A 25,700-nucleotide genomic window follows, 5' to 3' on the forward strand; every position below is an offset into this window, starting at 1 on the left:
ATGTACGAACGGCATGGCCGCCGAAGACCTTACGAGACTCCACGGCTAGTGCTCATACTTCGCCCGCCGGTGACGGCTGACGACATTCCGTGGGATATCGAACGAGCAAGCGTCACAATCGCTACGATCCGATTGCCAGGACCGGCAGATATCCGTGGAGTGCTGCAGGAGCTGACCGAAGATGAGCAAGAGCGAGCCGCCTCGGCCGTCGCTGCGGATGCAGCACACGCCGCTGAGGCGCTCCTTCACGCCGTCACCGGCGGGCGAAGTATGAGCACTAGCCGTGGAGTCTCGTAAGGTCTTCGGCGGCCATGCCGTTCGTACATCACTCGCAGCGACCACCAGTCGTTGACGACTTCGACCTGGCCAGAGGTGTCGGCGGGGTTGACTAGCGAATCGTAGTCCAGAACCAAGACCACGCCACTCGTGGCACCTTCGGCCGCATCGAATTGTCGGCGGGCCCAGCCGTTCACTGTTGCGCCCGCACAGCGAGGCGCAATGTTAGCGACGGCACCGTCCCGTGCGGATTTCGATACCCGTGGTCGGCCGCAAACGACCGTAATCGCTCGAGCTCCGATTCACTCAGCGAGACGAGCGACGTGGGCTCGATCCCATTCGCGAGTGCCGTCCATGTTCGCTCGGCAAGATCGGGTCGGACGTTTCCTGTGTCCGCGATAAAGAGGGCGGTGGCGGTTCTCTCGGAGCTGACGCGGATCTCCCACATAGTCCACCATCCAGCCGCCGCGCCCGTGACCACGGGGACCGGTTCCCCAGCAATTATTTCTGGAAGACTTTCGTCAAAATGTTCGCCGTAAACCCCCAGCCGTCCGCGCGCGTCTTCCGCGAGTTGCAGCCAGCGCCGTAAGGCGGCTGGCCTTGTACGACGCGCTGGCACGGTGCTGTCGCCTAGCGCCAGGCGAAGAGGCTCAGCATCGGCGACATCCGCTGTAGTTGCGGCCGCGATGGTGTCGGCCGTCATGTCCAAACGATCAGGGTCAAGAAGTGCTGTCGCATACAGCTCCTCGACATGACCGTCGATAGAGGCAAGAACGTCGTTGGTCTTATCGACACCGAGCTCGGCCATGATCACAGCGAGTTTGTCTTGGAGCACTGAAAGCACGCGCGCATCGATTGAGGACTCAAGTACGACGTTGTGCGCTTTCACGTCATGCAATTGGCCGATCCGGTCGACGCGGCCGATGCGCTGCTCGATGCGAGTCGGGCTCCATGGAAGGTCGTAGTTGACGACGACGTGCGCAAATTGGAGGTTAACCCCCTCGCCGCCGGCATCGGTGGAAACCAGGACTCTCGCTTCATCGCGGAACGCTGCTTGGGCGTCACGGCGCTCGGTGATTGACATCGTGCCGTTGATCGCGACGCTGGTGATCCCCGCACCGGCGAGTACGTCGAGCAGCATCTCCTGGGTTGGGATGAACTCAGTGAACACCACCGTTTTGATAGACGGATCGCCTTCTTCCCTCGCAACATTTGCGAGAAGGTCCAGTAGGTACCGAGCCTTGGCATCGATTCCAGATGCCACTGATCTCCGTGCGAGGTCGATGAGCAGTTCAACTTCGGACCGTTCATCAGCCCAAGCCGCGCCATGAGCATCAGCGAGGGCTGCTAACTGTTCTTCCCCCGAGAGCTCATCCCATTCACTCATGCGTTCGCTGAACAGACGGAGCTGCTGCCCTTCCGCCGTCACAGCAATGAGACGCCGTTCCAGCGCAGCGAGAATCGCAGCGCTGCTGGAAGAAACGAGGCGCTGCATAAGTAGCACCAGAAAGCCGATCGCAGGTCGGCGCTCGGCAAGCGCACGCCGGTACCCATGACGCACGTAATCGGTCACTGCCTCGTACAAGGTGCGCTCAACCTGCCGATCCTGGTATCTGACCGTTGAGAGCACCGTGCTACGGGGTCGGAAAAGCGGCTGACCGGAGTTGTCAATGGCGTGCCTCTTCTCGGTGCGAATCACCAGTGGTGCGACGTTTTCCCGGGTGACGGGATGTCCGTGAAGGAATCGTTTGTCAAGCAGACCCAGGAGACGTGCGAAAGCATCGGACTTGCCGGAGTGCGGTGTGGCCGATAGCAGCAGGATTCGTGGGGTTGCATCAGCGAGCCGGCGACCGAGCTGGTGCCTGGCGACTTCTTCGCTAGATCCGGCGACGTGGTGAGCCTCGTCTATGACGACAAGATCCCAGCCGGCGTCGACAACCCCATGTGTGCGTTGATCATTGAAAGCTGCAACGCGTTCCGGGGTCCAGCCAGCACGACTTCGAATCGGCTTCACGGCGTCGAGTGAGCAGACGATTTGGTCGAATGCCCGCCACGGGTTGGCTCCGATATCCACCGGAACACCGCCTGATCCGACTAGCACAAACTCCTCGCCAAACCGATCGGCCATCTCTGCCACCCATTGCAGCTGGACGCCCTTAGGTGCTACCACGAGTACTCGATTGATCATGCCGCGAGCTTTGAGCTCGGTGATGATGAGCCCTGCTTCAATCGTTTTACCCAACCCGACCTCGTCGGCGAGCAGGATGCGGAGGGGGTTTGTTGTGAGCGCGCGGTCCAGGACGGCGAGTTGGTGTGGGAGTGGCTCAATGCGGCCCTGCGCCACAGCTAACGGTTCACCACTGGACATAGCACGCCACGCCAACCCTGTCGCCGCCCGCCACGCGACTTCGTCGGAGCTCCATGCGCGTCGCGCGAGGGGCCGCAGTTCGTCGGCGCGGATCCGTTCGATCCGGTTTGTTGACGGCAAGATGACTGTTGCGATGGAGACACCCCATAGCTCTTCGGTGGCGACAATCCTGACAGCTTCACCACGAGTGGCCCACCAAGCGGATTCCATATCAGCCCGCAAGCTGCTCGGCGTTGTCCAGGTAGAAGAGGAGTCGATCATCCTGAGCGAACGCCTCGGCTGGCAGCCGTTTACCGACCGCGACGATCGACGCGAAGTCGCGACGCTCCCAGGCGTCGGAGAACCCCGCTCGCACCGCTGCGAGACTGAAGTGTTTAAGCGCACCCTTGCCGGATGCGTAGGTCGCAAATTCCTTGAGGCGCTCCCGCTTGCGTAGCTTCTCCAGGTCCGCTTCTTTTTTCGGGTCGGGAACATACCAGCGACCCTGGCCGTCTTGTAAGCATGAGCGTTCCAGCAGCACTTTGAGGTCTGGTGGCTCCTCCCAGTCCGGGAGGCCCGCCTGGACTTCACGGAAGAATTCGGGCTGGATCGCCGCATAGGGTTGCGGTGATCGCCGTGCCTTCAGGAATTGGCGAAGCCACTGGATCGCTGATTCCTCGTCGGTGATGAACAGCTGAGCTTGTTTCAGGTCCTTAATTGTCATGCGATGACGCTCGTAGGCCTCGAGCTGCTCGTCGAGGAAGTGCATGCCGTCGCGTTGGGGGAAGCGTTGAGTTAGTCCCTCGTAGAACTCGGTGGCAGTCACCGGGATCGCGAGGTTGCGGGTGAGGTGAAAGGCCTCCATGCGGTCGTAGAGACGGTCGGGCAGACGCTCACGGATCGCACGTATCTCGCCGTTCGGGTCGCGCTCCACCGTGACAGGCAGATGCCGAAGGTGTTCCCGGACGAATGCCCACGCTGTATCAGGTGTTCCAGCGGCCGGCCCGATGCGCTCGGTGAGCTCGTCGGCGGGCTTATATGCAGAAATGACTAGGTCACGCTTCACTGCATTCTTTGCGGTCACCTGACGGTACGAAAGATGCTCCTTATCAATGATCCTCGTATCGGCGACAATGAAGCCCGCTTTTGCAAGCGCGTGCTGGATCGTGAGCCACACCTCATTGGAGGAGTTCGAAAACTCTACGGTCATCCACCGACCCGGTTTTAGCACACGATCGAACTCAGCGAAGCACCGCTCGATCAATGCGCCGTACTCCGTCAGCGTGCGAACGAATCGCGTGGCGCGCCCCATCACCGCTTCCTCGGAGGTATTAGTAAGGACTCCGTGCCATGACTCAATCAAAATGGCGAGATCGGCGTATGGAATGTTGGCGCCGAATGGCGGATCCACGAACACGTAGTCGACGCTGGCGTCTGGCAGATTTAATCGTGTCGATGACGCTGTCGCAGTGGCCACGTTACCTAGGCGGGCCGGCGACGCATCCCACATTTTGACGAGCGATTTCCGTTTGCCACGCGCGGCAGAGCTCCCTTCCAGGTTGTAACGAGGATGGGTTTCAGAGTGCAGCGACGGTATGTAATAAATACCGCTTTGGTACTGGCTCACCTGGGAGAAGCCATCCGGCCGATACCTGTTCTGCCACGACATCCCCCACATCGCCTGCTCCACCCAAAAGAGCAGCGCGTGGCGTAGCAACGGATCTTCTTCTGCCGAGGCTAACTTCCAGAGCGCTGAGAGGCTGACCAGCGCCCGGTCACCCCAAAGATGGTGGACGTGGGTAACACCTTTCGGAGCCAACCGAGTTCCGTGCACCATCTGATCAATAGGCAGAGCCAAAGTTGGCACACTGGCGGGCAACGTCGATGATCCGACGCGCCGAAGCACTGCCAGGTCATCATCGTCAATCGGCTTTAGTGCCGCGACACCGCGCGCCTTGAGCGCGACTGGGCGGAGATCGATACGGTCAATCTGGTCACCTGCAAGGGTCCGTATAGAAACCTTGCGACGTTCTACTCGATCTTTGTTGAGCTCCTTGCCGCAGGAGGGGCACCGGAATGTATCGCTCACCTTGCCAGTGCCTGCGTCGAATGCCGCCTCGTAGAACACGATTGGCCCCGCGCACGATGGACAGGTGAAGACCTCCGACCAGACCGTGTAATCGATCGTTCGCTCATGCCCCGTTTCGTCGGTGGTCTTATACATCCAGCCCCACTCGGCCTCGAACTCGTCGAGGATCTCCGCGGACCGCCTATCGAATGCTCCAGCGTCGATGGGCAGGTTCACCCCTGCCGCGATGAAGGTTCCCGAAGGGGACAGGTCGGCAAGCACCGCCCGGCGGGCCCCCCACCGCAGCTCACCCATTTCGGCTCGGATCTCGCGGCGCAAGTCATTCGGCGGCATCCCGCAGGCTTGGGCAGCGACACCTGTCATTCCCGTGCCGCAAAACCCGTCGAGAACCACGTCACCCGGTTGGGTGTAGTGAAGCAGGAACCGCATGATCGCCGGATGCGGCACCTTCGTGGGATATGAGTGTGCTTTGTAGAAAGGGTTGGACTTTCCGACCGAGATGTCGGTGGTGAACGGTCCCGGGTCGGCGTATTCGCGGTCGTTGTACCCGTCTGGTTTGGTTGCTTCGAGCCAGTCGGTGATATCCGGGTTCGGGCATGCCGTGTAGTACGGCGGCAGCGACATCGTGACAATGTCAGCGTCATTACCGTGCGGAGCGCCGGGCAACATACGCAGCTCGGGAAGACGGTCTCGGAGTCGCTCGCGGTGAGCGGCGATGTCCCAGCTGTTCCTTTCGGTAGGAAAGTCGGTCACGATGCATCGTCTCCCGTCGGAAGGAACCTCACTCGTTCGGCGTCGACGTCGGGTACGAGGCTCTCGATGAACGTGTCGAGGCGATTGCGCAGCTGATCAGCCGTGGCAGGTGATGTGTCGGGGAACAGCGCCGCCGTGATCTCCGCCGATGTGATATGTCGGATGTCGACCCGAACGAAGACTTGGTTGAGGGCTTCAAGGAAGGCGTCGTCGATGGGATTTGGCAGCGTGCGCGTGCGGGCGAGGGTTTCTACCTTCGCCTTGGCGGTGGGGTCGCTCAGGTAGCCGATCTGCTCGGCCATCTCTGGCTCGTTCAGGCTGTCTACCAGCGTGTCGGTCCACGATGAGACGAGTCCATCGGCGCGACGTTCACAGTCCGCGAGCCGGGCATCGGCTGATCGTCCGTCAATTGGGCGCGGTGGCTTCTGATCTGGCAGAACGACAGACTTCTTGAGCGCGTGTTCATCGATATCAAACAGCGACCGGATCTCGGCAACGTCGCCCTGCAGTTGGGCGAACGGTCCCGCGGCGAGGATGGAAACCGACTGGAGCTGATTGAGTACTGCGACGGGTCCTTCGAGGAGCTTGCGCTTCCTCGCATCACCACTTGCGTTGATGTGGTCGTGCCGGTAGGCGCGTGAGGCGAGATCGGCGAAGCGTCGCCGAAGCTCTTCGCCGGCGGTGCGCAGCGCGACGACTCTTGCGGGGTCGATCGGGTCGGCGCTTTGGAGCAGCTCTGTCATCTCACTGCGGAGCCTAAGCGCGTCTCTGGACTCCTCGACACCGGCGCCGAATACGCCGTGGGCTTCGCGGAGATAGTCAGCTACGGCGCTGAGTTTTTCACGTGCAGCGATGATGTCCTCGACGCGGGTGAGCTCGGCCTTGCCTTCTGCCGCTTGGCTGATGATCGTCTCGTCGATGTTGAGGCTGTTGAGCTTGCCGGGGGTGTCACGGACTTTGAGGTTCCCGAGGAAGTCTTTGAGGTTCTCCAGTCGTCGCGCTCGTTCGTTAACGAGGTCGAACAGAGGTTCACCCCACAGCTCCACCCCGTCAATGACGGCGCGTAACGCGGAATCGGTACGACGCAATATGTCATTGGTGCCGGTGACAACTTCGATGGCGAGTTTCTCGTCTGCACCGCTGTCCTTTACGGCACCGGCGGGAATGCCGAGGATGGCAACGACGGCGCGTAACTGCGTGACTGGCAGCTTCTTAGGTGGTGCAAGGTGGTCGAACTCGGCGAGCTGATCGGGCGTGTAACGGGTGAGGCGGTCGAGGCCAAGTGCGTCGATCCGTTGGCCGTCGATGCTGATCTCGATGGCGCCCTGCTGACATAGCGCGCCGGCAACCACGAGTAACCATGCGGGTTCGAGGTGCCACGGTCCCCAGACGGGCACGCCCGGGTCTAGCGGCTGCAGGAGATCATTTCGGTTGAGGACCTTGCCTGCAGCCGCCTTGAGTTTCGCGAGTAGTTCGGTGGCGTAGGTGCCATCGGAGCGCAGCTCGGTGCCGTCATCGGCCAGCAGCTCTAACGCTTGCAAGATCGCGGTACCAGCACTGGTGGGACGGCGGCTGGCGATTTGGGTGAGTGCGACTCGGACGTCGGCTTCGAGCGTCGACGGTGTAATGCGCCTGGAAAAGTGGGGGTAGCCGGGGTACCGGGTGCCGAAGTGGTCGTTGAGTGCGGTCGAGGCGACAGCGTCGATCTGGTCCTGCACCTTGGACCGCTCGCCTGGGACAGTCGCAAGCCACGTGCCAAGCGACTTAGTCTCACCGCGGTAGGTGACGGTCATGGCGGTCGCCATGTTCGTGCGAAGCCAGACGACCATGCCCTGTAAAGCCCGGCGCGCCTTGTCTTCGTAGACCGGCCGATGAGCTTGGGTTGATTCCTTGGCCTTTGCGGTGGCGCCGGCGTAGGTGCGCAGCGCTGCGGTGAATTCGTCGGCGGGTTTGGCGAGACGGACGAAAACCTCGTCGGGCTTCTCCTCATCGGTGAAGCGGGGAGGATCGTATGGCTGGATGAAATAAATGTAGAAGTCCCGCGGCGGTTGCGCTGTGGAGCGCTCGTTGGGTGCGCCCATAAAAAGGTAGCCGCGTCGGTCGGCATTCGTAGTCGCCCACGGCAGGTCGTACTGCCAGATACGGAAGCCGGCGACGTACGGGTCATCGCTGACACCGAGAACCTGCTCCATAGCAAGGTAGTACGCCCGATCCAGTTCCTGCTCGTCAAGTGATTCGGCGCGCTGCTCGATCTGTTGGTCGTAGTCAATGTCTTTGGTGACATCCAGGTAGATCTGGCCGTTCTCCGGGTCGATCGAGAGGAACTGGCCGCTGACCGCGGTGAGGATTTTGTGGACGACAGTGTCGATTGTTGTCTTCAAAAAAAGTGAGTCGCGTTCGGGCAATCCAGGCGGTAGGAGACAGAGTTCGTCGCGGAGCATCTCGGTGGTCATGCCGATCGGCCGATTCACATCATCAGTGGTGAGCCGGTGGATGGTTAGGCCGTCGATGATGCGCAGGGCGGTGTTGACGTACTGCTGATCAGGCATGGTGCTGGCTACCTTGCTGCGCAGCACGTCGCTCTTCTCAAGGACGAGCTGGACCTCGGGGATTGTGCGAGTAGACGGGTCGTCTGCGAGGCGAGCCCGGTAACTGTCGGCACAGATGAGGCCGGGGCGGTCGGTCGGGATATCGCTGTCGCGCAGCCTGTTTACTTCGGCTTCGACGGTGCGCAGCACCTCACGCTTCTCGATCATGCGCATGTCGTTAAAGGTGCGCAGGTAGTCGGGGTGGACCGGGAACAGTGCCACGAAGTCGTCCATGTGCTCGGCCATGCCGTCGTAGAGCGGCGCGAACGTCTGGAGGTGATCGGCGATCTTGGCTCGCTGGGTGGCGTCCTTGTTGAGGAGTCGACGTTCGACGACGAAAGCAACATCTTCCTTGGCGATTCGGACCTGCTCGAAGCGGTCGCGGACGCGCCGCACGGTGTCGGCCACGCCGGCGAAGCGTGGGTTGTCAAAGATCGCTTCCTGTAGACCCGCAATCAGCCGGAATCGGGTAGATGCGGCAATCTCGCCGATCTCACGCAGGAACGCAAGGTCATAGACGAGTTCGCCGTCCTTGCGGCCCCGCAGATAGTCGAGTAGCTCGTCGAGGACGAAAAGCAAGCCGTGGTCGGGATGGACGGCTTCGAATGCAGCCATCATGTCGGTGAACGCGTCTTTGGAGTTGGTCACCTCTGACCAGTCGGGGAACTTGAAATCGACGCCGAGTAGTGCGAGCCCGCGCTGGATCTCGATCGCGACAATCTCGCGAAGCGGCAAGGTTGTGGCACCGATATCGAACCGAATTACGTTGAACCGCCCGGCGATCAGCTTCGCTGCTTCAGCTACATCGGGTCGCTGGAGGCTGTCGGACAGTGACTTGTGCTCCGCCACGCCGGCGATGGTTGACATCAGGTGCGTCTTGCCGGTGCCGTAGGTGGCGACGACGAAGACGCCCTTCTTGCTGCTGTCGCCGGCGTCATACCGGAGCGCCGGGATGATGATGTTCGTGAGTTGGTCGGCCATGCGGTCGGATATCACAAACGTCTCGACGTCGCGTTTCGCGTTCTCCAGAGTTCCCGATGCACGGATTTGCTTGACTGTTTCAAGCGGCTCGGCGGGTTGTAACAGGTCGGCGTACTTCACGGGAGGATCCTCTCGGTTACAAATGGGAGCTCGTCGGGAAATCTGGTTTGGCGCGGGCGAAGAACGATGGTGTTATGCAGTGCGACGTCGTAGTGATCTTGCCGCCCTGGTGCGCTGTAAACCGCACGGCCACTGCTGATCTCGCCGGGCCATACTGCGATCGTGGCGTGCTCGCCACCATGTTTAGTGAGGAACGGCAGAACCGACACATGCAGGGTCGGCCAAAAAAGCATGTCAATATCGGTGATCACCGTCGCATCGGAGCATGCCCGCTCGATTTCATCTGTCGTGGGTGCTTGTGATGATGCTGCGAGCGCCCGGCCGAGAGATACCTTGGTGACCCCAAGGTCGTTCACTAAGCGTTCGACGAGGTCGTCGGAGTCCGCCGTGGTGCCTGCAGAGATCAGCCCGACAAGCCCTCGCGCCGTCGACAATTCATCGAGCAACGCGTACCCCGCGTCCGGCCATGAATCGATCTGCTGCGCCACGCCGTAACCGTACGAGAAATAGCCAGTGAGGGTGGCCGTCATGATTCATCATCCGGTTCATTTTCGTTCCCGTTATCGGCATCTTCGGCGTCGTAGCCGTCGTCGCGCCAGGCGGTTGTCGGCGATGGCGCCATACCATGACGTGAAATGTGAGTGTTGCGCCAGACCGGGATGAGCTGGACCAGCTTCATGACATCCTCCATCCACGCATCGGCATTCGCCGGGTCGACTCCCTCGGTCTCGATCAGCGCGCGACCATCGATACCCTCGACAGCGAGCAGCCGTCTTACGGCGCGATCCACGCCGTCCATTGCCTCGCCGAATTTGGAGAGGGCATCGAGATAGCGCTCGTGTGCGGTCTCCGGGGCAGCGGGGGCAACGGGTCGACCAGGTGGCGGGAATGTCTGCCGCAGCCAATTGTCGGTGACGAGCTGATCGTCGCCATTGTCGAGTGAGATCGGCTTTCCGGTCGGCGAAACGGCGCGAATCCGTCGGTCATGGGCGTAGTCGATGAGGGCTTGACCGAGTTGGCGCATTCCCCATTCATTTGTGCGCATTCGATCGATGACTGTGCCGGGGTGACGCCGATCGATCTGGTCATTATTCTTGGTGCCCCGATCCGGGAAGAGTTGTCGGCTCACAATCAGCGGATACGCGGCCCGTGCTGCGAGCTCGAGTGAGGCGGCCCCGTTGCTGGCGCCGCGCTCAAGCTCGCGAAGCGCGCTTTCGAGCACTTCCTCAGTGGGCCGGTAAGTAGCCTGCCACGGCTCTGACGCTAGAACGTCGGCGAAACCGGCCTGGAAGGCCCGATAAATATCGGATACCTTATGGCCCTCATCCGCAGTGCTCACGGCCCTAAGGATGAGTGCGGCGGCAACTTCGAGTCTGAACTTGTTGGTGATGCGCTGTTTGGTTGTCTGGCCAGTAATGGCCACGCGGATCGTCTGGTATACCAGCGGATCGGTGTCGGTAAGGAGCCGAACGATGCGTGCGGCGCGAACCGCCGGGTCTGCCGAGAATCCGCGCGCCTCAGCCTCTTTCGGTGTCAATTCCCCGAGTAGCCATAACTCCTCATCGGAGCGGAGCAGACCTTGATCGGTAAGGGCCTCAAGAACGGCGTCGGCGATTGAGCCCATCTTCGCCGCCTCGTTCCAGGGCTTCGGTGGCTCGACGTGGCGGAGAGCAACAAGCGAGCGCACGGCCGTAGCGAACGTCGTCGTCGAGTTCGGATGGGGCTCGAAGCCCACGAGCAAAAGCGCAGGGATCGTCTCGCACCGGAGCGCTTCGGCCTGTTCGACCGTCGGGCCATTGGTTAGCGCTTCGTTGAGCGACCGCACGATAGACCGCAGCGCCCGGTCATCGCGGGTATACGGCACGTCAGCGGACCGGAGGTCAAGAATGTCGTGGCAGGCGACGACGCGGCTGCTGCCCTCGGATGTGACCGGGACGGTGACGGGTGCAGTACGGTCGCCATGCATGAGGGTCACTGCAGACAGCCATACCTCGCTCATCACACCCTGATGGCGGATGGACAGGCGCCAGTCGTTGTCTTTCAGGATGAACTTCTTGGCGATCACTGATGCCCACGCGAGATGCTCCCGGCTCTCAAGGGCGAGCCGTAGCTCGGGTCGGCGATCCGGATCTGGGTCGGGCTCGGGGATCGGCCGGAAGTGCGCCTCCTCCGTCGACCCAGGTGCCACCGCAATGGGGTGTCGGCGGGCCGGACCAATCCGCGGGTTTCGCGGGTCTGGCATCACGCGGCGGGTCCACACCCGGGTGCGAAGGCCAAACAGCGTGCCGCCGGGAACATATAGCGCTTCGGGATTGTCGGCGGCTTTGCGGATCTCTGCTGGGTCAACCACCGCCCCCGCAAAGGCCTCGGCCGCCTCGGGGGACAGGTTGAACTGCTCCTGGAGCCGGTCGGCGGCCCGACGGGTGGCCGGCGCCAGGGCCGGGAGATCCAATAACTGCGGGGGTCGGGGTAGCAGGGTCTCGTCGATGGTCTTGGGCATGTTTCGCTCCTTCGCTCAGGCCGCCGAGTTGGCGAGGTACCGGTACACGGTGCGCTCGGTGCACCCGAGCACCGCCGCAATCGAGGGGATGGTGCGGTTCTGCGACCGCAGGTGACGCGCGATATCGGCCGGCCCGCGGACGTCGAGCTCGACGCGCACGGTCCTGATGCCCAGCCGGCTGGCGATATGTTCGCGGGTGTCGGGACTCGTGCCGCCCCACCAGCCGAAGCGTTCGCCGTTCTGGGACTCATGGATCAAGGCGGTGGCCAGGCACTCGGTGGCAACAGGGCATCGTGAGCAAAGCGCGAGTGCTTGCACGCCTGGCTGTCCATCATCAGGGAAATATTCGTCCGTGTCCGAACAGGGCCGGTTGCAAGTGGCACGCTCGGCCCACCGTTGGGTCGTTGTGGTGGGGTCGGTGATTAGGTTGACGAGCCGCGACTCGTCGACACAGGGAAACGGGTTCATCTCAAGCCTCTCGAGCTCTCTGCCAGTAATGCTGGGGAGCTCGGGCGAGTACCTCCGCGATCCCCCTCCCGGGTGTCCAAGGTGGCCCCTGGCGTTTCGGAAGGCGGCAACGGCGTCTGTGACAACCCCTGCGGCGTACAGGCCACGTTGGCCCGCGTTGCGTTCCCCTCAGGCGAGACTGAGCGGCGGGGCGACCACGTTGTTCCGTGTCGCAAAAACGACAGTACACCCGCCCCCTGACAAGCTCTCGATGACGGGCTGATGCCGGCCGGTCGGCGCCGGCTGTTGCCGGGCACCGGGCCGACGACCGGACTGGCCGGCGGCAGCCGTAATTGGTGGCGAGGGCGACGACGGATGCATATAGTGGTGGTGGCCTTAGTGAGGCAACGAAAGGCCACCCGTAAAACGGCGCGAACCCGTAATTGCGAGTGGACCGACGCCGAAGCTGCCAGTTACGACGGTGCTTCGGAAAGACGCTCCTGCAACCGCAGGAGTCGCTTTCCGGGGCACCATTTTTGTTTCTCCGGATCGCGACGAGCGACACCAACTAAGGAGGAACAAAGTGACCCGACTCGAAGTCATCGACGGCGAGGCTTTGGAGCCACTGACCGAGGCCGAAGCGAAGGCGCTCGATGAGAAGATCAGAGTGGCCGGCAAGGAGTTCGCTGACACCTGGTTTGAATTGCTCACCTTGCTAGAGCAGGCCGAGCAGGGACAAATCCATGTCGCCTTAGGCTTCCGATCATGGCCGGAGTATCTCGCCGAAGCGGTGCGGATAGCGCCCGTCGACAAAAATGAGCGGAAGTGGATGGCGGCGTTGATGTCCGGCGAGGGCATGAGTCAGCGCGCAATCGCCGCAGTGCTCGATGTTGACCAGAAGACGGTGAGCAATGATCTGCGGTCAGTTGAGGAAAATTCCTCAACTGACACGGTCGGACGGGACGGCAAGACCTATAAACGCGAGCCGAAGGACACACCGAGGCGGCGGCCGCTTACCGACGCGTGGAGAGACGCCGTTTGCAAGTTGACCCATGCGGTGGACCGGCTGAGTCGCATCAGCGAGGATGACCGGTTCACCGGCAGCCGTGGCAAGCTCATGTACCGCTCAGATTTGCAGCGCGCAATCGACACGCTGCAGAAGGTTGCGGACGAGCTCTACGCGGTGGAGCCGCAATCATGAAGGCGGCGTGGAAAATCCCGGCAAGCATGCTGAAGAATCTGCGGGGCATGATCATTGACCGGGATGCCGCGTGGCGAGCCAACCCCGAGATGGCCCCGGCCATCGAGGCCGCGATTCGTAAAGGCATCGAAAGCATCGATGAGCCCACCTTCAATCGGGTCTACTTTGACCTGCGGTTCAGCGGATTCCCGGGCTCGTATGAGACGCGTGGTTTCGATGAGAAGCAAATGGAGGAGGCATGGCAGAAGTATCTTGTGAAACACGGCTATGCACAGCTGAACACGTAAACCCTAACCGCCGCAGTCACGTTCGCCGTTCTACTTCCGGCGTGCGCGGCGCGGCGCGGGTATAGTCTAGGTACCGGCCGTTCGCGGTCCGGTCTGTAGTTAAGTGCTCGTGTTGCGCGCCCCTGCGCTCTCGCAGGTTGTGCGCTGCGCCTCCCGAGTCACGTTGTCCCGTCGGCGTTTTCCGCAGGCGAGACCGGATATTTGGAGGCGTCCGTGGACGACATGGATAAGCCCGTGCTCACCGAAGATGAGCTATGGGAATACCTGCATTATGACGAAGGCTTGCCGGTAACCCGTCGAAGCATCAAGCACGCGGTGATCCGCAGGGAGATCATTCCTACGCGGCTGGGAAACTCCAACTTTTTCTCGAAGCGAGACGGCCTGCATTGGATTGCCTCTCGAAGGCAGACCGGCGTGTACCGCGTGAAGTCTCCTGCCGCCCAATAAAAGCGTCGCCCCCGGATCTGGCGGTCCGGGGGCGACTACCCGAATCAGATGGTTAGAAGCAGGTAATCCCTTATGGTACTTGAGAATATGCCCCGCCGAAACCCGAAGCGGGGCAGGGAATTGTATGTGCCTGACGTGGCTGGCCTGTCTCTGAAAGGAGCAGCCTTGGCCTACGCCGAGGCGGGATGGTACGTGCTCCCCACCGATCCCGCCAACATCAAGAACCCCGGCAGTGTCGTGGGCGGTAAGTGGCACGAGCTGTCGAGCCGCGACCCTGAGCAGATTCGCCGCTGGTGGTCGGCGAAGCCGAATTATGGGATCGCACTGCACTGTGGACGATCTGGCGCGGTCATGTTTGATCTCGACGCCGACGACTTCGATACTGTGCCGGGGCGGTTCGTAGAAGCGCTGCGGTCGGCAGACGCAATCCAGCTCACCCGGCCGGTTGGCGACCGTGGCCACTATGTCTTCGCGATGCCACAAGGCGAATCGTTGAGCAACCGCGCCGGTGCGTTCGCGACCTACGGAGAGGTGCGTGGCAAGAACGGCGTCGTCGTCGCCGCGCCGACCCCGCATCCGGGTGGTGGGCACTACCACTGGGCCAAGGCTGGCCCCGTCGTCACATCACCGCCCGCCGCGCTGCGCGAGTGCCTATCGGCCGCCAATACCAATGATGTTGAGCCGCTGACCGATGCGGCCTTCGAAGAGTTTCTGCGAGCGCACGACCGCGACGATCGACCCGGCGCGATGAACGTGGTCATCGATAGGTTCCGCGCCGACGTGGCCGCCGGTGTCAGTCGCCACTACGCGATGGTCAAGGCTTTGGGGTTTGGATACCGAGACGCAATCGCAGGTTACTACCCGGCGCGGCGGCTGACCGACGCGCTGAGCGAGGCGTTCCACGCTGCGTACAAGAAACCCATACCTAAGCGTCGACCGCGGCCGGGAGGCGGCGAATTCATGGCTGCGGCGCGGTATGTGGCTGCTGAGGAAGGCGGTGTCGACCCGGACGAGCTGCGCGCCCGGAAGGACGGTTTCGTCGACGTTAAGAACTTCAAACTGTCGCAACGCGCGCTGGCCCCTGGCGGTCGATGGCACCCCGACACGTTTGACGAAAAGTTGCGCGCGCTGCCGGTTGAACCGGCAGAGTATGGGGGCGGGCGTTATCGGCTAGTGACTGCCCGGGAGCTTGCTGAACCGGTGGAGCCGATGCGCTGGCTAGTGCGGGGGATCTGGCCGGAGCGCTCGGCGGGGGTGCTCGCGGGTGACAAGAAGTCGCTGAAGACGTGGAACCTACAGGCGATTGCGCTTGCGGTGTCCGCTGGCACGGCACTGTTCGGCAGGTACCACGTGACATCGTCGGGTGCCGTGCTGTACCTGTCAGGTGAAGGTGGACGCAACACGTTCGCAAACCGGCATCAGGTCATTGCGGCACGATATGGGATTAGCGCGAAAGTGCTGCGAGAGTTGCCTTTCGGTGCAGAGTTCGGCGTCGGCACACTAACCGATAGGAGTTCACCGATGCTGTGAAACGGCACCTGGACGAGTTGCAACCCAAGCTGGTGATTCTGGACCCGCTATACGCGTACCACCCGAGTGACGTTGAGGTGCAGAATGTCTACGCGCGCGGGCCGATGTTGGCCGACCTGCGGACGATGATTGGGGATGAAGCGGCGCTGATCGTCGGCGACCACTTCAACAAGACCGCAAATGGACGGTTGGACCTTGCCAACATTGCGCAAGCCGGCATGGCGGTGTGGGCCGATTCGTGGATTCTGCAAAAACACAGGGAAGTACCCAATTTCGATGAGGGCAAGTTCTGGCTAGAGGTGGAGACCGGCACACGTCGGGGCGGAGGGCAACACCTCGAGGTCGATTGGACGCTGGAAAGGGACAAAAGCGACCCGGATGTGATCCTGTGGGCCAGCGTCGACTGGGAGGCCCGCCCGATGGCCGCAAAGTCGCCGGACGGCAGGATTGACGCAACGGTGACGGCGATACTGCAAGTCATCGCCGATCACCCATTTGAGCTGACCGAAACGCAAGTTCTCGACAAGGTCGGCGGTAACCGCGAGAAGGCTCGAAAAGCCTTTGCGGATCTAAAGACGAACGGTGGCCTGGTGGTGAAAGGCACCGAACGCAAAGAGGGAACGCGGATGGTGACACGCGATCTCATCGGAGAAGGAACGAACGCGGAACGCATACGAAGGAAACGGTTCCGGCGGGACGAGCTCCGGACGGACTCGGAAGATACGAACTCAACCGATACCGACGACGGTACGAGTTCGGAACGGGTTGCCGACGATGAGTGAAAAGCGCCTGCTAGTAGCAACTTTCAACCCGTACCGGCTGAGGGTACGGGTTGCTCCACACGGCGGCCTAGGCGGGCGGGGTACGGAAGTCAACCCGTACCCGCCCCCGCCTATAGGTACGGGTTCGGTTGCCCGCTTTGTCGGAAGATCGAAGAAGAGAACCTATTAGTAGAGGACATTTGTGACCTATGAGTAAAGGCTTGGGCTATGAAGGCCGCCTGCGCTACACAAATCGCTGTAGGGCGCACCGGCAGCGCGACGGGAAGCCCTGCGGTGCTTGGGCAATGCGGGGCACGACGGTGTGTCGGGTACACGGCGGCATGGCGCCGCAGGTACGTGCTAAGGCAGCGGAAAGACAAGCCGCCATGACTAACTACATCGCTAATGCCCTGATTCATGCCATGGACCGTGCAGGCGTTTTGCGCGACGGCCGGGGTCTACCCGCGCCGTGGGGTGAGCGACTCCTCGTAGCTTTGGGGATTATTGACGGCCACTACCTGGAGCCCGAGCCGACAGGAGCCACACCACCGCGGGAGGCGCACGTATACCAGCCTCGCGGTGCCATAGACGCTGCCGAACGTACCGACCCGCCAGACGCACCCGCCGACGAATCGGCAACATCTACGGGGCCAGTACCACCCCCGCCCCGGTTATTTAACCAAGAGGAAGCGGCCGCGCTGATGCGGGAATCCCGGATGCGAAACAGTCCACTCCCACGCAAAGGTCGGAAGCGGCACGCAGGCCGCGGGCGATGAGCCTGCATTCGGTAGCAGCTAGCAGGCGGCAGTTCGGGCCGACTTAATTCGCGTCATCAGCTAGGTCCGATTCCGGCGCCAACGCCGCGGCGCGAGCAGGGGGGCGGGGCCAGCCCTGCAGACGTTTGCCACAGAAGATAAACACCCTTTTGAAGAGCTATAGCAAGGTGTGCTAGATGGAGTAGCGTTCGGGGCGTAAGGCGGAACCGACCGTTTCCGCCCCGACGAGAGGAACCAAAGTGAGCAGATTCAGACCCGGCGACCGCGTACGCGTGGTGTCGGTGACCAACGAGGGCCGCGAAGCCATTACGGACGCGGCACACCCCGACGCAATCGACTGGACCGGAACGCCGCTGATCGGCGCGGTGGGCGTCGTAACCAATGTGTTCGCGGACCACAAGACGCGCAACAACATTCGCCTAGACCACCTGGCTGAGGCCGTGGCTTTCCCTGACGCGGATCTGGAGCCAGAAGTATGAGCGCGGTGCGAAATCCACAGGGCGCGCTAATGTTCGGCTACTGCCGCGTCAGCACTGAGGAGCAAGCCGAGAAACGCAATGGCCTGGAAGCGCAGCGCGCAACCATTGACGCCGAAGCCGAGCGTCGAGGCTGGGCCGTGGAGCACTACACGGACGCTGGTGTCAGCGGCAAGGTGATCGGCCCGCATCTACGAGAAGCGTTGCAGCTGTTGGCTAGCGGACAAGGCGACGGGCTGGTGGTCGCCAAGCTAGACAGATTGTCGCGGTCGATCGTCAACGCGGCCAACATAATCGAAGACGCGCAAGCCCAAGGCTGGTCGCTGGTGGTGCTGGACCTCGGCGTTGACCTGACGACGGCAGCGGGCCGCATGGTGGCCATGAACCTGGTCAACTTCGCCCAGTATGAGCGCGAGCTGATCAGCGAGCGCACCAAGGCCGGTCTCGCGGCGAAGCGGGCACGCGGCGAGCGCATTGGCCGGCCCAGGCAGGCACCGCCTGGCGTCGTGCGACGAATCGTTATGGACCGCAACACCGGCCTGAGCTTCGCCAAGATCGCGACCACCTTGGCAGCCGAAGGCGTCTTGAGCCCAGCTGGCCTGCCCACCTGGCAGACCTCCACTGTGCGGCGCATCTACGCGAGCGCCACCGCCGCAACAGCAATGGAAGCAAGCTGATGGCCGGCATTCAGAAGCGCGTACGCGCGAGCGGGACAACAACATACGTGGTGCGTTGGTACGCCCCGGACGGCAAGGAGCGGACCAAGGGCGGCTTCCGCACCCGCAAGGACGCCAAGGCGTTCGCCGCCAAGGCCGATGCCGAAGCGTTGAGTGGGATGGATTTCGACCCCGGCAAGGGCAAAATGCTGTTCCGCGACGCGGCGGCGATCTGGCTGGAATCGCGGAAGGCGGACACCCGCAACAACGCCGCCAACCACCGTTCCGCGCTCGCCCCGGCCAACTCCCGTCGCGGCGACGGCAAGACGCTCGGCATCGACGCGGTGTTCGGCAACTACCCCCTGAACAAGATCACCCGCGAGTACATCCAGGCCTGGGTTAACCGTCTCACCGATGCGGGTAAGAAGCCGAGCACCGTCCGGCACGCCTTTTGGACAGTGCGGATGGTGCTGGAGCAGGCGGTGGTCGATGGCCGGCTGGCGAAGAGCCCCGCCGATTACGTCAAGCTGCCGAAGGAGACCGGGACCAAAGGCGGTAAGGTCGGCGAAATCGCCGACCGCGCGAGGTTCCTTACGCCGGTGCAAGTCTCGGCGCTCGTAGACGCAACGCCTTGGCCGTACAACGTTCTGGTGCACGTCGCCGCGTGGGCAGGTCTACGCGCGGCCGAGTTGGACGGGCTCACCGTGGGCAACGTCGAACTAGTGGACCCGCCGCTCAACCCGAACGTCCCGGCGAAGCCTGGTGTGCTGCGGGTCGAGCAAGCCGCACGGCCCAACGGTTCGGTAGTCAAGTACGGCCCGCTCAAGACTAAGCAGAGCTACCGCCGCGTGCCGTTGACCGCTGAGACGACCGCGCTACTGCGCGACTACCTCGCCGAGCACCCGCACCGGGACGAACCTGACGCCCCGCTGTGGCCCGCGATGGTGCTCATCCGGCCCCGGCCTACCGGAGTGCGGGCGACGCCCGGCGAGCCAGGAGCGGCCACGACGGGTGTGGAAGAGATTGCGCCGAGCACCACCGCGAAGTCCCGCGCCCGGCGGCAGGCCAACGCCCTGGCCGAACTATCGGTGGAAGACGCCGAGAAGCGATTGGTGCTCGACTGGAACCAGCCGCTCCGCCACGCGACGTTCTACAAGGCCGTCTACCGACCGGCGGTGCTGCGCGCCAACAGGCTTACGCCGACCACCAAGGTAGACCCTGACCAGTCGTTCCATTCCTTACGCCACACCTACGCGAGCCTGTGCCTCGCGGCCGGCATCCGGCCCATCGACATCGCGGAGCTCATGGGGCACCGCGACGTCAAAACGACGCTGACCGTCTACGCCCACCTGATCAACACCGACGACCACACCGGCAACATGGCGGCGCTAAGCGCGCTGGCGGAACCAAAGCCGTTGTACGCAGGAAATGTTGTAGCGCTTCGTGGTTAAGCGATATCAGGACCATCCGAATCGCTCGGCAGTTGCAAGGACCTCGTAGGCGAACTGCCGGAGCAGCGCCAGGTGAGCATTTCTTGGGTACTGGGTGACGCCCTGTTCGAATGGCGGCGGGCCGTCATATGTGAGGTTGCCAGTGATTCCTAAAGACCAGTTGGCGTGCATGAGTTCCTCGTAGAACCGTTCTAGCTTGCGGTCGACGTGGGCCCCGCCGTCTTTGTTGGCGGCGTTCGTTATGAGCCGCCGACGTGAGACCGATGCCTTGGCTCTAACCGAATCTGAATCCCACCAAGTCGAAAACGGGATTTCGATCAGTTGGAGGTCCAGTCTCGGCAGGAGCGAGCTCGGCGTTGCTGAATTTAGGTCGATCTTCACGGCTAGAAAATCCCTCCAGTCCGCGAGCTGAGTGGGAGGCGTGGCGAGCATGGTGCAACCTTCCCGCATCCCGAGGTGGGTCAACAGGGAGATGCTGTTTGGCTTTCCAGTCTTCGGATGAAAGGTGTCGTGGAAAAGCACCCGCATCACGGCCGCGAGGCGAACGCCCTCGTCCTCGTGCCCCTCGTCAAACAGCTTCGCGGTTCTTCCGAGGAACCCGAGTTGCTTACGTAGCTCGGCGCGAAAACGGGCGTTGGTCGCTTCATCCACGTCACCTGTCATGCGCCATATCGTCCACTACCAGGCCGACATCTCCGGCGCCATGCGTCCGAACTGAGCTGTTAGGGGTTTGCGATCACCCAGTCGGTCCACTTCGCGATGAGATCATTGATGAAGGCTCGGCCCTCACCGATCGTCATCGTTCGCGTCGGTGGTGTTGGACTCGTCGGGATCGCGTGGCGCGCGTCGTCCCCGCTGACGTCGGGGTTGTTCGCTGATTCCCTGAAGGCTTCCTTGTCACCCTCGGTAATCCACTGGAGCTGATTCACGAGAGCATTTGTGCCGCCGACCGCCTTGCGGATCGTCTCGTACACCTTCCAGAGGTCATCCCAGTTCCGGTCGCCGGCCATTAGCGTCAGCACCTTGGCGACTTGTTCGTTCGACGCGGCGAGGGCGACGCGAGTTACAGCGGGTGGCTGCGGCGATGGCTTCACTTCGCCGTCCGGGCCGCGCACCACCGCGGTAGCGGTCATACCCACTCGGAGCCGCAGAACTGCTGCGGCGGGTTGAATCACTTGGTCGCCGTTAGCCGTGGTGTAACGCCCGGCGTACGTCACGTCGTGAAAGTCCGGAATCTCCACCTTCGCCGCGCCGTTGATCCATCCGAGCAGAAGTTGAACTGTGGGGTAGACGCGGTTCTCCTCGTGTGCCTGGTCGAGGCCCACCGCTGTCAGGTAGTAACGACCGTCCTCGTCCTTGTCTGGGACGACCCGCACATCGCCGTCTGAGAAAAGAGCAGCAAGGCGCTGGAGGTCGAGTTGCTCACCGGCGAGCCAGACCTTCAGTGGCATGCCTGGGATAGTAGAGCCGAGTACGGGACCGTTAGGGGACCGCTTCCCCTACTGGGCGCGCAGATCGGGGTAAAACCCGAGGTAACAGTGGAGCCGATGACGGGAATCGAACCCGCGTATTCAGCTTGGGAAGCTGATGTTCTGCCATTGAACTACATCGGCGTGGTGGCCTCAGCAGGCTAGCATTCGACGCCCCGGCCGCTCGCCCGCAACGGCGGCCGGGCTAGGACGACCACCATTGCGCGAGGTCATTAGAGCACATATACCAAACCTGATCGGCAGCTTGCCCGGCCACGCACGCGCGAAATCTGAGCCGGCTGTGACGCAATTCTTAAACAACCCATGTTTATTATTTCGTTATCGCACCGTAATGTGCTCGGGATGGGTCGACACAGATTAGCCAGGAAGCGGCGCAAACCGTCGGTGTCCCTGGCAGCGGTGCTCGCCCCCGCGGCCGTGTTCTTCGCGGTGTCCGCAGACGTCCATCCATTTGCGCCCCGTACCGAAGCCAAGCCCGTTATCAGTGACGTCACCCCATGCTGCGCGGAAATCGTGACCGCCGCATCGCATCGGCTTATCAAGGAACCCGCTGACGGCGAGCCCACCGCGGCGTCGCGGTATCACACCCGTGCCCGTTTCCTGACCGCCGACCTCGCCCCGGAACACGGCCTGCAGATCCGGACGATCCTGACCGCTCGCAGCATCACCGCGGACTTCCCGCAGATCCACGAGATCGGGGGAGTGCGCCCGGATCCGCTGCCGTGGCACCCCCTCGGCCTGGCGCTCGATGTGATTATTCCCGACCCGCAATCGGCCGAGGGCATCGCACTGGGCAACGAGATCGTCGCCTATGTGCTGCAGAACGCCAACCGGTTCGGCATCCAAGATGCGATCTGGCGCGGCGTCTACTACACGCCCGGCGGAGCGCAGCCGAGCCGGCTCGGTCACTATGACCACGTGCACGTCACCACCGTCGGCGGCGGATATCCCAGCGGCAGCGAGGTCTATCTCCGCTGAGCGCAATCCGCAGAAGCTAGGCTCGTCGCGTGCTGCTCTCCGATCGCGACCTAAGGGCCGAAATCAGCGCTGGCCGGTTGGGCATCGACCCGTTCGAAGACAGCCTGGTGCAGCCGTCCAGCATCGACGTGCGGCTTGACAACATGTTCCGGGTGTTCAACAACACCCGCTACACCCACATCGACCCGGCCAAGCAGCAGGACGAGCTGACTAGCTTGGTCGAACCCGCCGCGGGGGAGCCGTTCGTGTTGCATCCCGGGGAATTCGTGCTCGGATCGACGCTGGAACTCATCACCTTGCCCGACGACCTCGCCGGGCGCCTGGAGGGCAAGTCGTCACTGGGTCGCCTCGGCCTGCTCACGCACTCGACCGCCGGATTCATCGACCCCGGCTTCAGTGGGCACATCACGCTCGAACTATCCAACGTCGCCAACCTGCCGATCACCCTGTGGCCCGGGATGAAGATCGGTCAACTGTGCATACTGCGGCTGACCAGTCCGGCCGAACACCCTTATGGCAGTACCAAAGTAGGTTCGAAGTATCAGGGCCAGCGGGGACCGACCCCGTCGCGCTCCTATCAGAACTTCATACGGACTACATAGGTTCTGCGGGGCTCTCTCGTTCCCCGGGTGCGCGATACTTAGTTAGCCATGGTTTTTTTCCTCCGCCTGGCCATGGTTCATCGTGCAATACCTTTGGAGGGGTTTGTATTGGATATCGTGCTCGGGGTGTCGATGGCACCGTCATCGATCCAAATGGTCGTCCTGGAAGGCGAATACGCCGACGGTGCGACCGTAGAAGAGGACACGTTCGACGTCACCGACGTCGACGATGCGGCCGCCACTACCGGACCCGATCAGGTGATCTCCGCCATCCTGGGCACCCGCGAGGGTGCGATCGATGCCGGCCTTGACTTGTCGTCCATCGGTGTGACGTGGACGGATCCCCTCGAGGCCGCGGCGTTGCGCGACGCTCTGACCGCTCACCGGATCGACAACGTGATGCTGGTCTCGGCCTTTTTGGCAGCGGCGGCGCTGGCGCAAAACGTCGGCGGCGCAATGGGTTACGAGCGCACCGCCGTGCTGCTGGTGGAGCCCGACAGTGCGACGCTGGCGGTCGTCGAGACCGCCGACGGTTCCATCCCGGACGTCTACAAACAGCAGATCCGCGCGGACTCCTACGGCGACGCCGGCGAGCAGCTCAGCGCGATGGTCGCCGGGATGGAGAAGCTGGAACTCCTGCCGGGCGGGCTGTTCCTGGTCGGCTCGGGCGTTGACGTCGCCCCGTTGAAGCCGGTGTTGCAGTCAACGACGTCCCTCGACGTGAGTGTGGCCGAGGAGCCCGAGACGGCGCTGGCCCGCGGCGCGGCACTGGCCTCGGCGAACGCGCCGCTGTTCGCCTCGTCGACCGCCGCGCTGGCCTACGCGCAAGACCCCGGTACCGGCGCCGTCGACCAGTATTCCCTCCCCGAGTACCTGTATGTCCCGTCCGGGCAGGAAAAGGGCGACGACGAGCTCGCCTACAGCGCAGTGGGCGACGACGAAGCCGATTCACCGACCGTAGTCATCGAGAAGCTTTTCCTTTCCGAAGAAAGCCAGCCGAAGCGGCGGCCGGTCCTGCTGGTCGGTAGCGGGCTGGCGGTGGTCGGGATCAGCGCGGTGCTGGCGCTCGAGATCGCGTTGGCCATCGGTATCCGCACGACGGGAACCGTTGGCCTGCAGCCGACCCCGGGCCAGCACCTGATCGTCCCCGAGCAGGCGCCTGCCCCGGCGCCGGTGCAGGCGTCCGAACCGCTGGCGAAGATCAGCCCGCCCGCCCCCGCGGCCGCGCCCCAGCCGTTGAGCCCCCCGGTCGCGGCGCCATTGCCCGCGGTTCCGCCGCCCGCTGCGCCTCCGCTGCCCGCGGCCCCGGTTGTTCCGGTACCCGTCGTGGTTCCTCCGGTGCCGGTTCCGGTGCCCGTCCGCATTCCGCTTCCCAACCCGGTCGAAAGCCCCCCGATGCTGGAAGCCCCGCGCTTGTCCATCCCGCAGCCGGTGCAGCCCCAGCGGCCGGTGCACATCCCCGAGCCACCGTCACCCCCGAAGGTCGGCGTCCCGCAGTCACCACCGCACCAAACTCCCCCCGGTGCGGGCACCGCGCCCAAGCCGAACGGTCCCGGTAACTACGGAGGCGGCCACAATCCGACGCCTGGCGAGAACGGCCCGGGTGGTCTTGGTGGTGGGCACATTCCGACGCCTGGTACCGGTCAAGGTGGTTTGGGTGGTGGGCACGTTCCGACGCCCGGTAGCGGTCCGGGTGGTTTGGGTGGTGGGCACGTTCCGACGCCTGGCGAGAACGGCCCGGGAGGTCTTGGTGGTGGGCACGTTCCGACGCCTGGTAGCGGTCCGGGTGGTTTGGGTGGTGGGCACGTTCCGACGCCTGGCGAGAACGGCCCGGGAGGTTTGGGTGGTGGGCACGTTCCGACCCCTCCCGCAGGTGGTCCCGGCGGTGGTGGGCTTGGCGGCTTTGGCGGTGGTCACGCTCCGGCTCCCGGTGGTGGGCTTGGCGGCTTCGGTGGCGGCCACGCTCCGGCTCCCGGTGGTGGTGGGCTCGGCGGCTTCGGTGGTGGTCACAGCGGTGGCGGCTTCGGTGGTGGCGGCGGCGGCTTCGGTGGCGGCCACAGCGGTGGCGGCTTCGGTGGTGGCGGCTTCGGTGGCGGCCACAGCGGCGGAGGCGGCGGGCACCACTAGTCCGGTTTGCCAACCAACCCACAGCAATCGGCGTTCACCGCCGAGATCACGCGGGTAGGGTCGAGGCATAGAGGCCGGCCAAATGATTGCCGCCTCATGCGCCAGAATTTCATCAGCCCAGCAACATGAGTGGGCATGCGGCCCTCACTCTGGTATGGCACGAATTCCTGGTGACCCAAAAATAGTGATGTTGCCCACGAGAATATTGGGCACCACAGCAAACATTGGGCAGGAGGAGCGTAAGCGGTGGTGGGCATCGTGCTTGGCGTCTCGATGACGCCGACGAAGGTGCGCATGGTGCTGGTCGAAGGAGAATGCGCCGACGGGGTCACCGTCGACGAGGACGACTTCGACGTCGACACCCAACGCACTGCCAGCCCCGCCACCGCTCCCAATGAGGTGATCTCGGCCATTCTCGGCACCCGGGAAGGCGCCGCCGACGGCGGCTACCAACTGCTTTCGACGGGTGTGACGTGGACCGATCACGTCGAAGCGGCGATGCTGCGCGACGCCCTGATTTCGCACAAGGTCGAAAACGTCATGCTGGTCTCGGCCTTCATGGCCGCTGCTGCGCTGACGCAAGCTGTTGGCGACGCCACCAACTACGCGCGCACTGCGCTGCTCTTCGTGGAGCCCTACAGTGCGACCCTGGCCGTGGTCGACACCGCTGACGGCTCGGTCTCGGAGGTGCGCCGCAGAGCACTCGCGGATGACGAAGACCAAGCGGTAGCCGAACTCGTCGACATGGCCTCCAGTGCCGAAGCGCTCGAAACACACCCGGAGGGCCTGGTTCTGGTCGGTTCCGGCGTCGACGTCC

20 protein-coding genes, 1 tRNA gene and 1 pseudogene are annotated in these 25,700 nt (G+C 63.0%); 12 read left to right on the plus strand and 10 right to left on the minus strand.

The genetic code is table 11. The features are described 5' to 3' along the window. Positions 1–245: 245 nt before the first annotated feature. From A5686_RS27635 to A5686_RS17395, 7 genes are read right to left on the minus strand one after another with little or no spacing between them, the layout of a single operon-like run. Entirely contained in the window at positions 246–419 is a 174-nt protein-coding gene (locus tag A5686_RS27635) for a hypothetical protein (RefSeq protein ID WP_197520611.1), read from the minus strand. A gap of 50 nt (positions 420–469) precedes the next feature. After that, on the minus strand, positions 470–2,905 hold the full coding sequence (locus A5686_RS26765; protein WP_197520612.1) for a DEAD/DEAH box helicase: 2,436 nt from the start codon (positions 2,903–2,905) through the stop codon (positions 470–472). Next, positions 2,856–5,465, minus strand: coding sequence for a DNA methyltransferase (locus A5686_RS17375; RefSeq protein ID WP_082947678.1), 2,610 nt, complete (start codon positions 5,463–5,465; stop codon positions 2,856–2,858). The genes A5686_RS26765 and A5686_RS17375 overlap by 50 nt, the downstream gene beginning before the upstream one ends. Then, positions 5,462–9,154, minus strand: coding sequence for a DUF6079 family protein (locus A5686_RS17380; RefSeq protein ID WP_067936768.1), 3,693 nt, complete (start codon positions 9,152–9,154; stop codon positions 5,462–5,464). Before A5686_RS17380 ends, A5686_RS17375 begins: the two co-directional genes overlap by 4 nt. Further along, on the minus strand, positions 9,151–9,684 hold the full coding sequence (locus A5686_RS17385) for a hypothetical protein (RefSeq protein WP_067936771.1): 534 nt from the start codon (positions 9,682–9,684) through the stop codon (positions 9,151–9,153). Before A5686_RS17385 ends, A5686_RS17380 begins: the two co-directional genes overlap by 4 nt. Then, a complete protein-coding gene (locus tag A5686_RS17390; protein ID WP_067936774.1) occupies positions 9,681–11,654 on the minus strand; it encodes a hypothetical protein in 1,974 nt (657 codons plus the stop codon). The genes A5686_RS17385 and A5686_RS17390 overlap by 4 nt, the downstream gene beginning before the upstream one ends. Before the next feature lie 15 nt (positions 11,655–11,669). After that, positions 11,670–12,122, minus strand: coding sequence for a WhiB family transcriptional regulator (locus A5686_RS17395; protein WP_067936778.1), 453 nt, complete (start codon positions 12,120–12,122; stop codon positions 11,670–11,672). Between the two features lie 562 nt (positions 12,123–12,684). Between A5686_RS17395 and A5686_RS17400 the strand changes: the two genes are divergently transcribed. From A5686_RS17400 to A5686_RS17435, 8 genes are all read left to right on the plus strand, one after another. Then, entirely contained in the window at positions 12,685–13,302 is a 618-nt protein-coding gene (locus A5686_RS17400) for a hypothetical protein (protein ID WP_067936781.1), read from the plus strand. Further along, positions 13,299–13,589: a hypothetical protein gene (locus tag A5686_RS17405; RefSeq protein ID WP_067936786.1), complete on the plus strand. Its 291-nt coding sequence runs from the start codon at positions 13,299–13,301 to the stop codon at positions 13,587–13,589. Before A5686_RS17400 ends, A5686_RS17405 begins: the two co-directional genes overlap by 4 nt. Positions 13,590–13,811: 222 nt before the next feature. Beyond that, positions 13,812–14,036 carry a hypothetical protein gene (locus tag A5686_RS17410; RefSeq protein ID WP_231986405.1) on the plus strand — a complete coding sequence of 75 codons (225 nt, stop codon included), beginning with the start codon at positions 13,812–13,814 and terminating at the stop codon, positions 14,034–14,036. Between the two features lie 165 nt (positions 14,037–14,201). After that, on the plus strand, positions 14,202–15,566 hold the full coding sequence (locus A5686_RS17415) for a bifunctional DNA primase/polymerase (RefSeq protein WP_067936789.1): 1,365 nt from the start codon (positions 14,202–14,204) through the stop codon (positions 15,564–15,566). Further along, complete coding sequence (locus tag A5686_RS17420) at positions 15,563–16,348, plus strand: hypothetical protein (RefSeq protein WP_067936792.1); 786 nt, start codon at positions 15,563–15,565, stop codon at positions 16,346–16,348. Before A5686_RS17415 ends, A5686_RS17420 begins: the two co-directional genes overlap by 4 nt. A 994-nt stretch (positions 16,349–17,342) precedes the next feature. Then, positions 17,343–17,582, plus strand: a complete 240-nt coding sequence (locus A5686_RS17425; protein ID WP_067936795.1) for a hypothetical protein — start codon at positions 17,343–17,345, stop codon at positions 17,580–17,582. Beyond that, entirely contained in the window at positions 17,579–18,256 is a 678-nt protein-coding gene (locus A5686_RS17430) for a recombinase family protein (RefSeq protein ID WP_369829718.1), read from the plus strand. The genes A5686_RS17425 and A5686_RS17430 overlap by 4 nt, the downstream gene beginning before the upstream one ends. After that, positions 18,256–19,686: a tyrosine-type recombinase/integrase gene (locus tag A5686_RS17435; RefSeq protein ID WP_067936800.1), complete on the plus strand. Its 1,431-nt coding sequence runs from the start codon at positions 18,256–18,258 to the stop codon at positions 19,684–19,686. Before A5686_RS17430 ends, A5686_RS17435 begins: the two co-directional genes overlap by 1 nt. Positions 19,687–19,692: 6 nt before the next feature. Here A5686_RS17435 and A5686_RS17440 read toward each other — a convergent pair whose 3' ends face one another. From A5686_RS17440 to A5686_RS17450, 3 genes are all read right to left on the minus strand, one after another. Then, positions 19,693–20,349 (minus strand): hypothetical protein, encoded by a 657-nt coding sequence (locus A5686_RS17440; RefSeq protein WP_067936803.1) that lies wholly within the window; start codon positions 20,347–20,349, stop codon positions 19,693–19,695. Positions 20,350–20,408: 59 nt separating this feature from the next. Beyond that, a complete protein-coding gene (locus A5686_RS17445; protein ID WP_067936804.1) occupies positions 20,409–21,137 on the minus strand; it encodes a hypothetical protein in 729 nt (242 codons plus the stop codon). Positions 21,138–21,225: 88 nt separating this feature from the next. Next, positions 21,226–21,299 (minus strand) — tRNA-Gly (locus A5686_RS17450). Positions 21,300–21,518: 219 nt separating this feature from the next. On the opposite strand from A5686_RS17450, the gene A5686_RS17455 reads away from it, so the two are divergent. From A5686_RS17455 to A5686_RS17470, 4 genes and pseudogenes are all read left to right on the plus strand, one after another. Then, a complete protein-coding gene (locus A5686_RS17455) occupies positions 21,519–22,154 on the plus strand; it encodes a hypothetical protein (RefSeq protein ID WP_067936807.1) in 636 nt (211 codons plus the stop codon). Positions 22,155–22,183: 29 nt separating this feature from the next. After that, positions 22,184–22,756 carry a dCTP deaminase gene (gene dcd, locus A5686_RS17460; protein WP_067936810.1) on the plus strand — a complete coding sequence of 191 codons (573 nt, stop codon included), beginning with the start codon at positions 22,184–22,186 and terminating at the stop codon, positions 22,754–22,756. A gap of 108 nt (positions 22,757–22,864) precedes the next feature. Beyond that, a complete protein-coding gene (locus A5686_RS27995) occupies positions 22,865–24,883 on the plus strand; it encodes a hypothetical protein (RefSeq protein ID WP_067936813.1) in 2,019 nt (672 codons plus the stop codon). 246 nt (positions 24,884–25,129) lie between these two features. After that, positions 25,130–25,700 (plus strand): annotated as a pseudogene (locus A5686_RS17470) (hypothetical protein); the annotation flags it as partial.

Origin of the sequence: Mycobacterium sp. E2479 (assembly GCF_001667925.1) — a bacterium.
Taxonomy (GTDB): Bacteria; Actinomycetota; Actinomycetes; order Mycobacteriales; family Mycobacteriaceae; genus Mycobacterium.

What these genes read in the sequence shown, in the direction of transcription:
- A5686_RS26765 (WP_197520612.1), bottom strand. Translation starts at nt 2,905, where the DNA reads ATGATCGACTCCTCTTCTACCTGGACAACGCCGAGCAGCTTGCGGGCT.
- A5686_RS17385 (WP_067936771.1), bottom strand. Translation starts at nt 9,684, where the DNA reads ATGACGGCCACCCTCACTGGCTATTTCTCGTACGGTTACGGCGTGGCG.
- A5686_RS17390 (WP_067936774.1), bottom strand. Translation starts at nt 11,654, where the DNA reads ATGCCCAAGACCATCGACGAGACCCTGCTACCCCGACCCCCGCAGTTA.
- A5686_RS17395 (WP_067936778.1), bottom strand. Translation starts at nt 12,122, where the DNA reads ATGAACCCGTTTCCCTGTGTCGACGAGTCGCGGCTCGTCAACCTAATC.
- A5686_RS17405 (WP_067936786.1), top strand. Translation starts at nt 13,299, where the DNA reads ATGAAGGCGGCGTGGAAAATCCCGGCAAGCATGCTGAAGAATCTGCGG.
- A5686_RS17410 (WP_231986405.1), top strand. Translation starts at nt 13,812, where the DNA reads ATGGATAAGCCCGTGCTCACCGAAGATGAGCTATGGGAATACCTGCAT.
- A5686_RS17430 (WP_369829718.1), top strand. Translation starts at nt 17,579, where the DNA reads ATGAGCGCGGTGCGAAATCCACAGGGCGCGCTAATGTTCGGCTACTGC.
- A5686_RS17435 (WP_067936800.1), top strand. Translation starts at nt 18,256, where the DNA reads ATGGCCGGCATTCAGAAGCGCGTACGCGCGAGCGGGACAACAACATAC.
- A5686_RS17440 (WP_067936803.1), bottom strand. Translation starts at nt 20,349, where the DNA reads ATGACAGGTGACGTGGATGAAGCGACCAACGCCCGTTTTCGCGCCGAG.
- A5686_RS17445 (WP_067936804.1), bottom strand. Translation starts at nt 21,137, where the DNA reads ATGCCACTGAAGGTCTGGCTCGCCGGTGAGCAACTCGACCTCCAGCGC.
- A5686_RS17455 (WP_067936807.1), top strand. Translation starts at nt 21,519, where the DNA reads ATGGGTCGACACAGATTAGCCAGGAAGCGGCGCAAACCGTCGGTGTCC.